This is a genomic window from Paenibacillus sp. FSL M8-0228 (genome assembly GCF_038007385.1).
Classification (GTDB): domain Bacteria; phylum Bacillota; class Bacilli; order Paenibacillales; family Paenibacillaceae; genus Paenibacillus; species Paenibacillus polymyxa_D.
In genome coordinates, this window is the sequence record NZ_JBBOXA010000001.1 from 5,034,053 (window position 1) to 5,050,000 (window position 15,948).

At 46.7% G+C, this 15,948-nt stretch carries 7 protein-coding genes, 11 tRNA genes and 2 rRNA genes; all 20 read right to left on the minus strand.

The window, feature by feature from the left end:
- Nucleotides 1-168 precede the first annotated feature (168 nt).
- A complete protein-coding gene (glmS, locus tag MKY98_RS22655; RefSeq protein ID WP_029516807.1) occupies nucleotides 169-2,001 on the minus strand; it encodes a glutamine--fructose-6-phosphate transaminase (isomerizing) in 1,833 nt (610 codons plus the stop codon).
- Between the two features lie 632 nt (nucleotides 2,002-2,633).
- Nucleotides 2,634-3,974, minus strand: coding sequence for a phosphoglucosamine mutase (glmM, locus tag MKY98_RS22660; protein WP_029516808.1), 1,341 nt, complete (start codon nucleotides 3,972-3,974; stop codon nucleotides 2,634-2,636).
- A gap of 60 nt (nucleotides 3,975-4,034) precedes the next feature.
- The gene (locus MKY98_RS22665; protein WP_069011563.1) at nucleotides 4,035-5,504 is read right to left on the minus strand and encodes a CdaR family protein; all 1,470 of its coding nucleotides are present in this window, start codon (nucleotides 5,502-5,504) and stop codon (nucleotides 4,035-4,037) included.
- Nucleotides 5,501-6,334 (minus strand): diadenylate cyclase CdaA, encoded by an 834-nt coding sequence (gene cdaA / locus MKY98_RS22670; RefSeq protein WP_013312127.1) that lies wholly within the window; start codon nucleotides 6,332-6,334, stop codon nucleotides 5,501-5,503. The genes MKY98_RS22665 and cdaA overlap by 4 nt, the downstream gene beginning before the upstream one ends.
- 221 nt (nucleotides 6,335-6,555) lie before the next feature.
- Nucleotides 6,556-7,179 (minus strand): anti-sigma factor, encoded by a 624-nt coding sequence (locus MKY98_RS22675; protein ID WP_069011562.1) that lies wholly within the window; start codon nucleotides 7,177-7,179, stop codon nucleotides 6,556-6,558.
- 150 nt (nucleotides 7,180-7,329) lie between these two features.
- Nucleotides 7,330-7,896: an RNA polymerase sigma factor SigW gene (gene sigW, locus MKY98_RS22680; RefSeq protein WP_016818747.1), complete on the minus strand. Its 567-nt coding sequence runs from the start codon at nucleotides 7,894-7,896 to the stop codon at nucleotides 7,330-7,332.
- 191 nt (nucleotides 7,897-8,087) lie between these two features.
- Complete coding sequence (gene ppc / locus MKY98_RS22685; protein WP_029516811.1) at nucleotides 8,088-10,880, minus strand: phosphoenolpyruvate carboxylase; 2,793 nt, start codon at nucleotides 10,878-10,880, stop codon at nucleotides 8,088-8,090.
- 739 nt (nucleotides 10,881-11,619) lie between these two features.
- Nucleotides 11,620-11,690: transfer RNA gene (locus MKY98_RS22690), tRNA-Gly, on the minus strand.
- 9 nt (nucleotides 11,691-11,699) lie between these two features.
- Nucleotides 11,700-11,773: transfer RNA gene (locus MKY98_RS22695), tRNA-Pro, on the minus strand.
- 20 nt (nucleotides 11,774-11,793) lie between these two features.
- A tRNA-Arg gene (locus MKY98_RS22700) sits at nucleotides 11,794-11,870 on the minus strand.
- A 5-nt stretch (nucleotides 11,871-11,875) separates the two neighbouring features.
- Nucleotides 11,876-11,950 (minus strand) — tRNA-Gly (locus MKY98_RS22705).
- Nucleotides 11,951-11,960: 10 nt separating this feature from the next.
- Nucleotides 11,961-12,041 (minus strand) — tRNA-Leu (locus MKY98_RS22710).
- A gap of 11 nt (nucleotides 12,042-12,052) precedes the next feature.
- Nucleotides 12,053-12,128: transfer RNA gene (locus MKY98_RS22715), tRNA-Lys, on the minus strand.
- A 4-nt stretch (nucleotides 12,129-12,132) separates the two neighbouring features.
- Nucleotides 12,133-12,207, minus strand: a tRNA-Gln gene (locus MKY98_RS22720).
- Between the two features lie 55 nt (nucleotides 12,208-12,262).
- Nucleotides 12,263-12,338 (minus strand) — tRNA-Val (locus MKY98_RS22725).
- 11 nt (nucleotides 12,339-12,349) lie between these two features.
- Nucleotides 12,350-12,421 (minus strand) — tRNA-Glu (locus tag MKY98_RS22730).
- Between the two features lie 11 nt (nucleotides 12,422-12,432).
- Nucleotides 12,433-12,505 (minus strand) — tRNA-Thr (locus tag MKY98_RS22735).
- A gap of 3 nt (nucleotides 12,506-12,508) precedes the next feature.
- Nucleotides 12,509-12,584 (minus strand) — tRNA-Asn (locus tag MKY98_RS22740).
- A 19-nt stretch (nucleotides 12,585-12,603) separates the two neighbouring features.
- Nucleotides 12,604-12,720: ribosomal RNA gene (gene rrf, locus MKY98_RS22745) — 5S ribosomal RNA — on the minus strand.
- Between the two features lie 151 nt (nucleotides 12,721-12,871).
- Nucleotides 12,872-15,801, minus strand: a 23S ribosomal RNA gene (locus MKY98_RS22750).
- Nucleotides 15,802-15,948: the final 147 nt, after the last annotated feature.

A 15,948-nucleotide genomic window follows, 5' to 3' on the forward strand; every position in this document is an offset into this window, starting at 1 on the left:
ACAATCTGAAGATCCCGATATATCATCGGGATCTTTCTTGATGTTTGTAAAATGACTAGTTCCAGACTTTTTTTACTGGTTCCACAGTTTTTTTATTGGTTCCATACATCTTTTACTGGTTCCACACTCTTTTATCACCAGACAATTAATTTAGAATTTTACTAAAGCTTATTCTACGGTAACGCTTTTCGCCAGGTTACGTGGTTTATCAACATCATGACCCAGCGCAAGAGAAGCGTAGTAAGCCAACAGTTGGAGAGATACAACCGAAATTGCAGCAGACAGAATTGGAAGTGTCTTCGGAATGGCAAATACCTGATCCACGGACTTCAACAACTCAACTGCGTGCTCTTCGTACGTAATCGCAAGAACATCTGCACCACGAGCCTTGACTTCCTTAATGTTGCTCACGGTTTTCTCCAACACGGATTCCTGTGTTACCAAAGCGATAACTGGAATTCCCTCTTCGATCAATGCCAGTGTACCGTGCTTCAGCTCACCCGCAGCATATGCCTCGGAATGAATGTAGGAGATTTCCTTGAGCTTCAGGGAGCCTTCCTGTACTACAGCATAGTCCTGACCGCGACCAATAAAGAACAGGTGCTTGTGGCTTGCAATTTGCTCAGCATAGGATTTGATCGCATCTGCTTTACCCAGCATCTCTTCCACTTGCTCTGGCAGAGATTCCATAGCAGCCAGCACATGGGCTACTTGCTCATCCGTTTGTGTGCCACGCACTTGAGCGAGATACAAACCAAACAGATAGAACGCAATCAACTGCGAAGAATAGGCTTTAGTCGAGGCTACGGCAATTTCCGGTCCTGCCAGTGTAACCAACACATCATCTGCATCACGAGCGATGGAGCTACCGACTACGTTTGTAATCGCCAGTACATGAGCGCCGTTTGCTTGTGCTTCACGCAGTGCTGCCAACGTGTCAGCAGTTTCACCGGATTGGCTCACCACGATCACCAATGTCTCTGGTGTTACGATAGGTGAACGATAACGATATTCGGAAGCCACATCATTCTCTACCGGTATACGAGCCAGACTTTCAATAACCGTACGGCCAATCAAACCTGCATTGTAAGCTGTACCACACGCAACAATTTGAATGTTGCGGATATTTTTAATTTGTTCTTCTGTCAGCTTCAGTTCAGGAAGAACAACTTTTTTAGTATCTTTATCGATACGGCCCAACATTGTGTCACGATAAGCCTTAGGCTGCTCGTGAATTTCTTTCAGCATGAAATGCTCATAGCCGCCTTTTTCCGCTGTTACAGCATCCCATTCGACATGAATCATTTCCCGAGAAATAAATTGGCCTTCGATTGTCATTAATTCGACAGCATCACTGGTCAAAACAGCCATTTCGCCATCGTTCAAAATAAATACATTGCGTGTATATTTCAGAATAGCCGGAATGTCGGAACCGATAAAGTTCTCGCCTTCTCCCACACCAATAACCAGCGGGCTAGCTTGACGAACAGCAACCAGCTTATTAGGCTCATGCTCTGTCAGCACACCCAGTGCAAAAGCACCGCGCATAAAGGTAATTGCTTTTTGTACTGCTTTAACGATATCCCCTTTATATTCACGCGCAACCAGATGGGAAATAACTTCGGTGTCCGTTTCGGAAATAAAGGTATGACCTTCGCTGATCAGCTGCTCCTTCAGCTCCAGATAATTCTCAATGATTCCGTTGTGAACTACAGAGAACTTTTGGCTCTCATCCAAATGTGGATGGGAGTTTTCATCAGAAGGCTTACCGTGCGTTGCCCAACGTGTATGTCCGATACCTGCATGGCCTACCAACGGCGTACCATCCAGTTTAGCTTCTAGATTCGCCAGACGACCTTTAGCCTTGGCTACTTGCAATCCTGAATCTGTAAACACGGCAATACCCGCAGAGTCATAACCGCGATACTCCAGCTTCTTCAATCCGTCAATCAATACCTCTTGCGTATTCTGATTACCAATATATCCTACAATGCCACACATATTCGTTATCCTCCCGATCATCATTTCACAAGACGACTCATCACAGGACTAACGTGTGCGGTAGATTGTGGAATAAAGTTCATTCATCTATGAAGTTGTCAATGATAACTATAGAATTTACAGGCATCTCTTCACGAATGTAACGAAATTCCCAAACCGCGCACGCCAATGATGATGGCCGCACATTCATGAAATGAATCTTATAATTTAGGTTATAAAATAATAAAGGCATCTACCGGTGCGTTGTGTAAACAGTTGCCTGTTCATTTTCCGCTGCCGGTTTACGGCTTGATGCTTCACCGGAAGGTCCCCGCCGAATGTTTCGAACACCTTCACCTCGTCAGCTTGTTTTGTCGTGAACCGATCTGCAAGCAACTTTATTTCAACTGAATCCGTTGCTTCTCCACCAAGTTCCCCCGCACAAAATCAAGCTCTGGCGCTTGTATTACGTTACCTTACAACCCTCGCTTTCTCTATCTGAGTCACAGCATCCCTATATTATATTCAGCTAAGTATCATTTGGCAATGACACTTTATTCATAATTACACCATGAAGGCAATAAATCGCTAGTAAATAACCGCAAACGCCGTTGCCTGCTTCTTTTTCACAGGCAACCGACGTTTACAAAATTTTAAACTAATTCTTTCTTCACGACATCTACGATCTGACCGACAAATTGCTCCAGCTCATCTTTATCCGGGCCTTCGGCCATCACACGAATGAGCGATTCTGTGCCTGAAGCACGAACCAGTACACGCCCATTATCGCCCAATTGTTGTTCCACCTGCTCAATTGCTTCTGCAATAGCAGGATTCCCCTCGTAATTGCGTTTGTCCTGCACACGCACATTTACGAGCACTTGCGGATACTGTTTCATGAGCGACTTTAGCTCACTCATTTTCTTGCCGGAAGCTTTCAAGGTATCTACCAGCTGAATCCCAGTCAGCATGCCATCGCCTGTCGTATTGTGATCCAGGAAAATAACATGACCAGACTGCTCACCGCCCAGATTAAATCCACCCCGACGCATTTCTTCCATCACATAACGGTCCCCGACCGCAGTTTTTGCAGTCTTGAGTGCCAGCTTTTCAGTAGCTTTATAAAAACCGATATTACTCATCACTGTCGATACAATAGTGCTGTCCTTGAGTTTTCCAGCGCGGTTCATTGCATCTCCGCAAATGCAGAGAATATAGTCGCCGTCTACCTCTTCCCCGTTCTCATCAATTGCGATCAGACGGTCGGCATCGCCGTCAAAGGCCAGACCAATATCCGCTTTCAAGCGGCGCACTTCCTCTTTCAGCTTTTCAGGATGAGTCGAGCCGCAATGATCATTGATGTTCAAACCGTTAGGCTCGGCACCGATGGTGTGCACCTCAGCTCCCAATTCTGCAAAAAGCTTCGGCGCCAGCTCATAAGCTGCTCCGTTTGCACAATCCAGTACAATTTTTATTCCTTCAAAAGAATGGCTAATTGTTGTTTTCAAGAACTCCAGATAATCGTAACGGGAATGCTCGTCTACAACAACCGTTCCCAATCCGCCGCCAATCGGACGAGGCAGTTGGTCTTCTTTTGCATCCATGAGCTCTTCAATTTTCAATTCCGTTTCGTCTGTCAATTTAAAACCGTCACCGCCAAAAAACTTAATGCCGTTATCTTCAACTGGATTGTGTGATGCTGAGATCATTACACCAGCGTCAGCTTTCAATTGACGTGTGAGATATGCCACCCCAGGCGTCGAAACAATACCTAGGCGAACCACATTAGCTCCAATGGACAGCAAACCGGCTACAAGAGCCGATTCCAGCATCAGACCGGATATCCGTGTATCCATACCAATAACAACTGTCGGTTTCTCTACATTACCTGCTAAAACATATCCGCCGCAGCGGCCAATGCTATATGCCAGTTCGGCTGTAAGTTCCTGATTAGCAACGCCTCGTACACCATCTGTACCAAAATATTTCCCCATGTAAAATGACTCCCTTTTTTTGTCTAATAAATCATGATTATTTACTACAGATAAAACATGTTATGGCTGACTGTTCTCCGGGGTTCCATTCGCAGAAGAATCTGCGCCGTTATGAGGATTTGTTTTATCCTCCGCAGCTGCGTTGTCCCCGGTCTTAACGTCAGAGTTTCCACTTTGATTGCCTTGCCCCTCCTGTGGCCTCTCCTGCCCCTTTTCGCCACTACCAGAGGGGTTTGATTCATTCTCACTATTCGGATTCGTTACAGCAGGCGTAGAAGGGATCTCAATGTTGATCGTTGCCTTTAGTTGGCCAGCATTTCCGGCTTGCGTAATATATTTAGGCAAGCCTACTTTCAGAGTAACCTCGTGTTGACCAGCCGCGAGGCCACTTACATCTGCCACCAAACTAATATCATCATTGGTTAAATTGTTTACCAGATCCTGCGGGCCCTTCACAGTAACATCCATCGTCTTGCCTGCGGGCGCTGTAACAGTCGCAGTCGCTCCATCTCCTGCACCTTGTAAAACGATTGGGATGCCTGACAGCGTCCGTTCCGTATCTGTGACTTCATTGGAAGGAACAACAGTCACCTGAATTTGTATGGACCCTGGCTCGATTTTATCAGAACCTGAGGGGGCTGCCAAATTAGCTTGAACTGTACGAGTCCCCGCTTCCGTAAATTGGCTTAAATCCAATGTAGCCGTGACGTAAGAGCTGAGGCTGCTCAATACATCCTGCGATGCATATACCGCCGCTTCCTTCACGTTTGCATTCACTTTAGAAAGCACCAGTCCGTCTGGCAACTCTCCGGAATAGACAATCTTAACAGGCACAGACTTCGCCTGCTGAGTTACCGGAATTTCAACGGACACAGTAGACGGCTCAATGACCGCTCCCGTAAGTTCCTGTCCCTTTTTATTATAAGCCTTCAGTTTTACACGCTTCTGTTCAAACTTTTCTGAGATGCCATCCGTATTAACAGCCCCCAGAACGGCAGTGACGGTACTCAACTGGCTTTTGGGCAAGGTGACCTTCACGGTCTGAGGAGCAATCACAGGCTTACCAAGCTGCAGTCCCGCATCTGGGTTTCCTTTAGGAACTATAGATACATTAAATGATTTCGTTTGTTTTTCCTCAATCGTCACTGTAACACGGTTAGGAGTCATAGATACCAACTCCACTCCATCCGGCAAGTCCGGTTCGAGTGACAATGTTTTAGTACCTGCTCCTAAGCCGTTTAAGTTTAGCTTTGCTTGATAATTATCCGCAAAAAAGGAAGTCAACACAGAACGCTGTCCTCTGACCTCCATCTTAACATGGTCAGTATCCATGGTTGACAATACATATTTTGAATCATCCAGACCACTGGCCTGAATGGCTACATTATCAATCACTTTATTATTATAAGAAACGGTCAGCGTAGATGAAGGTGTACCTGTATCTAGATGGACCATTCCCCACAGCAGGATAGCAACCGCAAGCGCCAATATCTTGGAAATCGTATTATTGTTAATCCATTTGTCCATCATGAATTTCCACGGCCTCCCCTCCGATTCCAGAATGAGCCGCGTTTTTCCTTCAAAGACGGTGTTGGCCGCAACTCCTCATACAGCTTGGAGATTAGGGATTCTTCCTTAATGTCGCGCACGACCTGTCCATTAATGGCCAAAGAAATTTGTCCTGTTTCCTCCGATACCACGACAGTTACGGCATCCGTTACCTCACTCACCCCAATCGCAGCCCGGTGACGGGTTCCCAGCTCTTTGCTAATGAACGGATTTTCCGATAATGGCAAATAACAGGCCGCAGAAGCAATCTGTTTATTTTGAATAATCACCGCACCATCATGCAGAGGTGTATTAGGAATGAAGATGTTAATTAGCAGTTCAGAACTGACTACAGCCTGTGTCTTGATACCAGACTCCGTATATTCGTTTAGCCCGGTCTCGCGCTCAAATACGACCAAAGCTCCTATTTTCCTACGTGATAAATAATTCAGCGCCTTAATCATTTCTCCGATTAACTTGTTAATCTCTTCATCATCCGCAGACGAACGCCCAAATAATTTGCCACGCCCCAATTGCTCCAGTGCACGACGCAACTCAGGCTGAAAAATAATAAAGATAGCCACCACACCAAAGGTGAACATCTGATTCATCAACCACTTGAGCGTATACAAATCAAACCAGGTGCTAACCGCCCAAATGACAACCAGAAACAGAATCCCTTTCAACAATTGAACTGCACGCGTTCCGCGAACAAGTAAAATAAGCTGATACATAATATAGGTTACGATCAAAATGTCGATAATATCTTTAATGGACTCTTTCCAAGTCAGGTCCGCAAAATAATCCAACATGCGCATGCCCCCGCAATTTTCTGTAGTGAGTGGGTGTAATATGTACACAGTGTGCTCTCTCTATCTAGGTTATAACGATCAGGCTCACGTTGCAAGCTGTGTGACAAAAGAACCGCCAAAATCAGTAAAATACAGTACAATTCGCCAGCTTCATATACAAAAAAACGCCTTTTCCAGCGGAAAGAGGCGCTCGATATCGTCCTTGCCATTTCAAGCTTCTTTTATGGAGAAGAAGGTCCCCCGAATAAATCAGTAACCTTGTACCAAATCCAATCCAAGGTTTGATCAATACTTTTAACCTGTCCTGCAATATGGGCGGTGGACGCTTGATAATAAGAACCATCAATTACAGTGACATTTCCTTCCACTTCACCGTATACACGGGCTTCACCATTTTGCACTGTTAAATCTCCGGCAATGGATTTCCCCTCAGGCACAATCACAGTATCGCCCTGAATAACAACTTGATCCAGATGACTTCCTTTGACTACCAATTGATGGTCCGTGCCAGAAAAGCTGGCCATGCTTGAGCATATAACAATAAGGAAGAAGGCGGCGGCTGTTACAGCGGGATGCCTTTTCACCCAGGTCAGCATAGGCACCGCAGTCTGTCTTTTATGCGGCGGCAAAGCATTCATAATGCGAAATGTCAGCTCATCCGATACACACGGCACTTGATGATAGCGTGTACCGTAAAGCATCGCATCCGTCCGCTCCAGCTCTTTAAAACGCATGCGGCATTCCGGGCAGTCTAACAAGTGCTGTTCCAACTCATGTTTGTCCTGCTCAGACAGGTCGCCATCTAGATAGTCATGCATAAAAGAGACGGCTTGTTTGCAATCCATATGAGCCAATCCTTTCTAATATTCTTCCGTGTTTCTCAACATAACATGCTCCGGCTTAGAAACTTTGCTCATCTTACATACGTTACAACGAGCATTATGTTTCATAAAAACATCTACGCAGACTCTTTTCCTAGAATCTATGCGCATGATCTATAGCTTGTGCTCCAGTTTTTTGCGCAGAAAATCCCGTCCCCTGTGTACTCTTGTCTTAATAGTGGTGACTGGGAGATTGAGCACATCGCTGATTTCCTGTAAGGAAAGCTCCTGCAAGTACCGTAAAACCATAATCGTTCTGTATTTATCCGGAAGGCTGTCGATGGCGTCATGAATCAAGGCCTGTGTTTCAGACAGAAGCGTGCTCCCCTCAGGGGTAAGCTCTTCACTGGCGAGCATGGCGTACCCATCGACACCTTCCTGATCATTCATTTCAGCATCAAGTGAGTATGTAGGTTTTCTCCTTCGCAGACGATCAATGCACAGATTTGTAGCAATTCGATAAATCCAAGTTGAGAATTTCTGTCCATGATCGTATTTTTCCAAATTACGATACACACGCAAAAAAGTTTCCTGCACCAGATCCTCCGCCTCATGGCGATTACCTAGCATCCGGTAGGAAAGATGAAAAATCCGATCTTTATATAACTCGACTAACTCCGCAAAAGCTCGCTGATCGCCTTTCTGTACCAGCCTTACCAAGCGGCTTTCCATATTATCCACTCTATACTCCCCCAGACTTGCTGATGGGTTACTTATTATATGTTTATGATTATTCATCGTAGTTTAATTTTATCCGGAAATCAACTGTAGTATTGTTAATAACTGCAAGCACGCCTGCCATCAATATACAAACAGCACAATCGGGCACCCCATGAGTACCCGATTGCCTGTATTCGTACAACCGTACTATATCAGCCCGTATTTCTCAAGCCTGCGGCAATTCCGTTAATCGTCAACAATACCTCACGTAGCATCTCCGTATCATCACCGTTCTGATCCCGCAGCTCACGTAGCTCACTTAGCAATTGAACCTGCAAGTAACTTAACGGATCGACATAAGGATTACGCAAGCGGATAGATTCCTGAATAACCGGCACGTCGTCCAAAATCTCGGATTGTCCGGTTATTTTCAAAATCAACTCAGATGTCAGCTTAAACTCCGCTGAAATCTGCCCGAAAATACGCTGCCGGGCCTCTTCATTATCCGACATCCCAGCGTACTCTTCTGCAATCAGTAAATCCGCTTTAGCGATTGCCATTTGCAGTGTATCAATAAGTGACCGGAAGAAAGCAGAGTCCCTAAACATCGTTTGCAGCACTTTAAGGTTATCCTCATTGTTTTGATAGAAGCTTTGCAAACCTGTTCCAGCCGCATACCATGCAGGTAACAAGTAACGGCTTTGTGTCCATGCAAAAACCCATGGAATGGCGCGCAAGTCCTCAAAACGTTCGCTGTTCTTACGCTTGGATGGACGAGATCCAATGTTGAGCTCGCCCACCTCAGGCAACGGTGTAGATTCTTTGAAGAAGTTGAAGAAATCTGGATCTCGGAAAATCAAATCCTGATACTTATCCAGTGATACTTGGGAAATGCGGGCGATAATCTCCTCCCAGCTCTCCTCAAACACTTCCTTCTTCCCGGAACGATGATATGCTACAGCCGTAATCAGCGCCGATGTTGCCTGCTCCAAGCTCCGGTACGCGATACCTCTGAGCGAGTATCGGGATGATAGTACTTCACCTTGCTCAGTAATCTTGATTCCGCCTCCAATCGTATGAGGAGGTTGAGCCAAAATACTGCGATTAAGTGGCATTCCTCCACGACCCAGCGCACCTCCACGACCGTGGAAAAACTTCACTTTTACGCCAAACTCATTAACTACTTCCGTAATGCTGTTCATAGCGACCCGAAGTTCCCAGTTCGCTGTAACCACACCGCCATCTTTATTGCTGTCCGAGTATCCCAGCATAATCTCCTGAAGCTGGTCCATCGCAGCCACAGATTGTCGATATACAGGCAAGTTCATCAATCTTCTCATAATATCAGGTGCAGCGTGCAGATCATCTATCGTTTCGAACAAAGGGACAGATTGCAGCGTACAGATAACAGTGCCATCCTTCTCGATGCGGAACAGGCCTACCTCTTTGGATAAGACCATAACCTCCAGTAAGTCACTAGCTCCCTGAGTCATACTGATCAAGTAGCTTGTAATGGACTGCTTGCCGAATTCCTCCTGAGCCAAATAAATCGTACGATATACATCAAGACATTCCTGTGTGCTATCGCTATATTTTAAATAAGGTGAAGTAATCGGACGAGGTTCATTCAGCAGCTTTTCCAGCAGATTAATTTTTTCTTCTTCTGACAGCTTACTGTAATCCGACACAATATTCATTTTAGAAAGAATTTCAGTCATCGCATTTTCATGTTCCTGACTATGCTGACGGACATCCAGCGTAGCTGTATGGAATCCAAACAACTCTACCTGGCGAATCATCTTTTGAATATACGTGTTTGCCACATAATCGGCAAAATGATGACGCAGACTGTGGTCAATAACATTTAGGTCTGCAATGAGCTCTTCCGCAGAATTGTAACGCTCATTGGTACCCTGTTTGCTTTCATCCAGGATGTTGTTCACTTTAGCAATCATATATGCCAGTTTAATGCGGTAAGGCTCTTTTTCGTTATGCCATACTTCCATCTTTTTAAGTGTAATGTGAGTACGGTCTTCTTCAATAGAAGCCAGCAGAGCATCGGAAACTCGCACAATGCTGGTGCTGAAACTCAAGTAACCCATGAGTTCCTTTAACGTGTGCTGATATTCTCTCAAAGCCAACTTGCGCTGCATACGTAACGTTTCCCAAGTCACATGAGATGTCACAGACGGATTGCCGTCCCGGTCTCCACCGATCCAGGAACCAAATCTCAGATAAGTGGGTATGTGCCATTTTTGTTCGGGATAATATTTGTCTAAACATCGTTCCAATTCTTGATATACATCTGGCAGTACATGAAACAAGGTCTCGTGAAAATAATACATTCCATTTCTTACTTCATCTAATACAGTTGGCTTGCGATCACGCAGCTCATCTGTCTGCCACAGCGTAATTACTTCGTTTAGCAGATTCTCCCGTACCTGTTCCCGCTCACGCAAGGTAAGCATCGGATTATCCAGCAGCATGACGTCCTCGGAAATGCGCTTATGGATATCAAGTATTACTCGTCGTGTCGCTTCTGTAGGATGTGCGGTCATGACCAGCTCCAAAGAGAGCTCATTCAGCAAGTTACTAACGTCCTCAGCGGAGAAGCCCCCTTGTTTAAGCTCCTGAACGGAACTTTCAATGGAACCAGGTTGAACATCTTCACCAGCCGAATGCTCATAATCCCGCTTACGACGAATACGATGGTTTTGCTCAGCGATATTCACCAACTGAAAATAAATCGCAAACGCGCGAATAACCTGGTGACGAATATCCGTATCCAGTCCGCTGACCATTTGTTTGAAATTCTCATACAACTCCGGCTGATACCCGGCACGTAACGATTTACTTGTCTCACGTATTTTCTCCACGATATCCAAAAGTTCGTTGCCACCCTGATGAACCAATACCTCACCAAGAATATTCCCTAGAAAACGAACGTCCCGCCGCAGCAGATTGTTGGATTGGTTTTTGTTAGCGGTTAACGTAAGCTCAGTCATGCTTTTCCCCCCATCTGATCTGTTCCACACCATATACAGTTGTAGAAAAGGTACGTATACACACGAAATTTGACACTTTCTTAACATCATACAATAAAACCGCATGAAAAGCTGCAAAATTTACAGTAAAAAATCATCTTTTTGAATTACTTCTTTCGAGAAAATATTGGATTCTTATGAATAAATATGAAGTTAATAAATAGAAATTAATGTATACACTAGTGATACGTGAAACATTATGCACAGTCTCTTATAAAGAGTGTGTTTTTAAAGGTACAAATTCATGCAACGTAGTGTGTATATGTTTATTATTTGTTGACAAAGTCAACTCCATTAGCCTTCTATCCACAAAGATATACACAAATTAGCCATTTTCTCAGTGTTTCTAAGGTATTTCCTCATTAACACTCCGATTTTTACCCACATAAATAAAGGGAAATGTGCACAACCCAAGAGCAACTGTTGAGTTATCACCATAAATTCGCACCATAATAGCTATAGGATTCCTATATTTAAAGGATTTGATCACGAAATTAGCCTTACTGCAGGAGAAAGGGGTACGTTAGAGGAGGAAATTCGAGATCTAGGTGTCAAAAGTAACAAGAGCCTATGTACAATATACACAAGTCATCCCCAACTGTGCATGACAGGAGACATATTTGCATTGGCCTATATACATAGAAGTAAATGTAATGTGGACAAAATAAAAAGAAGCCTTTCGGCTTCTAGGTAATCGGTAAGCGGGTGATGGGAATCGAACCCACGCTATCAGCTTGGAAGGCTGAAGTTCTACCATTGAACTACACCCGCAAATTAGTATCGGGATGACACGATTTGAACATGCGACCCCCTGGTCCCAAACCAGGTGCTCTACCAAGCTGAGCTACATCCCGATATTATACTTTTTTAAATATGGCGCGCCCTGAGAGATTCGAACTCCCGGCCTTTTGATTCGTAGTCAAACGCTCTATCCAGCTGAGCTAAGGGCGCAAATATGGAGCGGACGACGGGAATCGAACCCGCGACCCTCGCCTTGGCAAGGCGATGCTCTACCGCTGAGCCACGTCCGCAAAAACAATATGCGCGTGGAGGGACTTGAACCCCCACGTCAAAGACGCTAGATCCTAAGTCTAGTGCGTCTGCCAATTCCGCCACACGCGCATGTAATACAATGGTGAGCCATGAAGGACTCGAACCTTCGACACCCTGATTAAAAGTCAGGTGCTCTACCAACTGAGCTAATGGCTCTTAATGGCTGGGGATATAGGATTTGAACCTATGCATGACGGAGTCAAAGTCCGTTGCCTTACCGCTTGGCTAATCCCCAATATGCATATGATTCACAATTCCCCAAGAATTCATCCAGGTAAGAGGATGAAAAATGGTGGAGGCTGAGGGGATCGAACCCCCGACCCTCTGCTTGTAAGGCAGATGCTCTCCCAGCTGAGCTAAGCCTCCATACTACCCTATGACCCGTAGGGGATTCGAACCCCTGTTACCTCCGTGAAAGGGAGGTGTCTTAACCCCTTGACCAACGGGCCATCCTATAACAAGCTCTCAACCGGGTTCGAACCGGTGACCTCATCCTTACCATGGATGCACTCTACCTGCTGAGCTATGAGAGCAAATGGCTCCCCGAACAGGACTCGAACCTGTGACAACTCGATTAACAGTCGAGTGCTCTACCAACTGAGCTATCAGGGAATATTAAGCATAAAGCTCTGCTTGGCGACGTCCTACTCTCCCAGGACCCTGCGGTCCAAGTACCATCGGCGCTGGAGGGCTTAACGGTCGTGTTCGGGATGGGTACGTGTGGAACCCCTCCGCTATCGCCACCAAACATGAATTTGCTGTGCAAATTCTTCCGTACGGTTATTCGCTTCACCACTTATCGTGTGAATGAATAGCCATGCGCTTGTTGTATGTCACTTGTACATACGTTCAAGGTTACACCCTGAAAACTGGATCCGAAACTCTTTTGCGTTTTATCTTAGGATAAGCCCTCGACCGATTAGTATTGGTCAGCTCCATGCATTACTGCACTTCCACCCCCAACCTATCTACCTCGTCGTCTTCAAGGGGTCTTACATACTGGGAAATCTCATCTTGAGGGGGGCTTCACGCTTAGATGCTTTCAGCGCTTATCCCTTCCGTACATAGCTACCCAGCGGTGCTCCTGGCGGAACAACTGGTACACCAGCGGTACGTCCATCCCGGTCCTCTCGTACTAAGGACAGCTCCTCTCAAATTTCCTACGCCCACGACAGATAGGGACCGAACTGTCTCACGACGTTCTGAACCCAGCTCGCGTACCGCTTTAATGGGCGAACAGCCCAACCCTTGGGACCTACTTCAGCCCCAGGATGCGATGAGCCGACATCGAGGTGCCAAACCTCCCCGTCGATGTGGACTCTTGGGGGAGATAAGCCTGTTATCCCCAGGGTAGCTTTTATCCGTTGAGCGATGGCCCTTCCATGCGGTACCACCGGATCACTAAGCCCGACTTTCGTCCCTGCTCGACTTGTAGGTCTCGCAGTCAAGCTCCCTTCTGCCTTTGCACTCTTCGAATGATTTCCAACCATTCTGAGGGAACCTTGGGGCGCCTCCGTTACTCTTTAGGAGGCGACCGCCCCAGTCAAACTGCCCACCTGACACTGTCCTCGCACCGGTTCACGGTACCAAGTTAGAACCTAGATACGATCAGGGTGGTATCCCAAGGATGCCTCCCTTCAAGCTGGCGCTCAAAGTTCGACGGCTCCCACCTATCCTGTACAGATCGTACCCAAATTCAATATCAAGCTGCAGTAAAGCTCCATGGGGTCTTTCCGTCTTGTCGCGGGTAACCTGCATCTTCACAGGTATTAAAATTTCACCGGATCTCTCGTTGAGACAGCGCCCAAGTCGTTACGCCATTCGTGCGGGTCAGAATTTACCTGACAAGGAATTTCGCTACCTTAGGACCGTTATAGTTACGGCCGCCGTTTACTGGGGCTTCGGTTCATAGCTTCGCTCTTGCGAGCTTACCACTCCCCTTAACCTTCCAGCACCGGGCAGGCGTCAGCCCGTATACTTCGCCTTGCGGCTTCGCACAGACCTGTGTTTTTGCTAAACAGTCGCTTGGGCCTTTTCACTGCGGCCCCCTCGGGCTATTCACCCTACCGAGGCACCCCTTCTCCCGAAGTTACGGGGTCATTTTGCCGAGTTCCTTAACGAGAGTTCTTCCGCGCGCCTTAGAATTCTCTTCTCGCCTACCTGTGTCGGTTTGCGGTACGGGCACCTTCTCCTGGCTAGAGGCTTTTCTTGGCAGTCTGAGATCATGACCTTCGCTACTACAATTTTCGCTCCCCATCACAGCCCAGCCTTAACGATGTGCGGATTTGCCTACACACCAGCCTCACTGCTTAGACGGACATCCATCCGTCCGCGTCACTACCCTACTGCGTCACCCCATCGCTCATAACGGATTACGGTGGTACAGGAATTTCGACCTGTTGTCCTTCGACTACGCCTATCGGCCTCGCCTTAGGTCCCGACTTACCCTGAGCGGACGAACCTTCCTCAGGAACCCTTAGGCTTTCGGCGGATCTGATTCTCACAGATCTTTTCGTTACTCATACCGGCATTCTCACTTGAATGCAGTCCAGCGCTCCTTACGGTACACCTTCAACCCGCATTCAACGCTCCCCTACCCCTGATGCAAGCATCAAGCCATAGCTTCGGTGGTGTGTTTAGCCCCGTTACATTTTCGGCGCAGAGTCACTCGACCAGTGAGCTATTACGCACTCTTTCAATGGTGGCTGCTTCTAAGCCAACATCCTGGTTGTCTGTGCAACTCCACATCCTTTCCCACTTAACACACACTTGGGGACCTTAGCTGATGGTCTGGGCTGTTTCCCTTTCGACAATGGATCTTAGCACTCACTGTCTGACTCCCGGAACTAAATCTATGGCATTCGGAGTTTGACTGAGCTTGGTAACCCTTGCGGGCCCCGCACCCAATCAGTGCTCTACCTCCACGATTCTTCTTTCCGAGGCTAGCCCTAAAGCTATTTCGGGGAGAACCAGCTATCTCCGGGTTCGATTGGAATTTCTCCGCTACCCCCACCTCATCCCCGCATTTTTCAACATGCGTGGGTTCGGGCCTCCAGTGCGTGTTACCGCACCTTCACCCTGGACAGGGGTAGATCACCCGGTTTCGGGTCTACGTCCACGTACTAAAGATCGCCCTATTCAGACTCGCTTTCGCTGCGGCTTCAGCTCTTCACCTTAACCTTGCACGGGAACGTAACTCGCCGGTTCATTCTACAAAAGGCACGCCATCACCCATAGATCGGGCTCTGACTTCTTGTAAGCACACGGTTTCAGGATCTATTTCACTCCCCTTCCGGGGTGCTTTTCACCTTTCCCTCACGGTACTGCTTCACTATCGGTCGCCAGGGAGTATTTAGCCTTGGCAGATGGTCCTGCCGGATTCATACGGGGTTTCACGTGCCCCGCACTACTCGGGATCCGTCTCGGAGAGAACAAGTTTTGAACTACAGGGCTTTTACCTTCTCTGGCGGGCCTTTCCAGACCTCTTCATCTAACCGGTTCCTTTGTAACTCCATGTGAGACGTCCCACAACCCCAAGGAGCAAGCTCCTTGGTTTGGGCTAATCCGCGTTCGCTCGCCGCTACTGACGGAATCACTATTGTTTTCTCTTCCTCAGGGTACTTAGATGTTTCAGTTCCCCTGGTCTGCCTCTATTCTGCCTATGTATTCAGCAGAAAGTGACTGTCGATGAAGACAGCCGGGTTTCCCCATTCGGACATCCCCGGATCAAAGCTTGCTTACAGCTCCCCGAGGCTTTATCGTTGTTCGCCACGTCCTTCGTCGGCTCCTGGCGCCTAGGCATCCTCCGTGTGCTCTTTGTAGCTTAACCTAGACTTTTCTTTGATAAAAGAAAATGTCGATGTTCGATAAAGAATGATTTTTGCCAAAGGCAAAAGATCTTTCCTTACCTGCTACCTTTATTTCACTTGTTTACACAAGATCAGCTTAAAGGAATATTCTAAAACGCAAATTCATT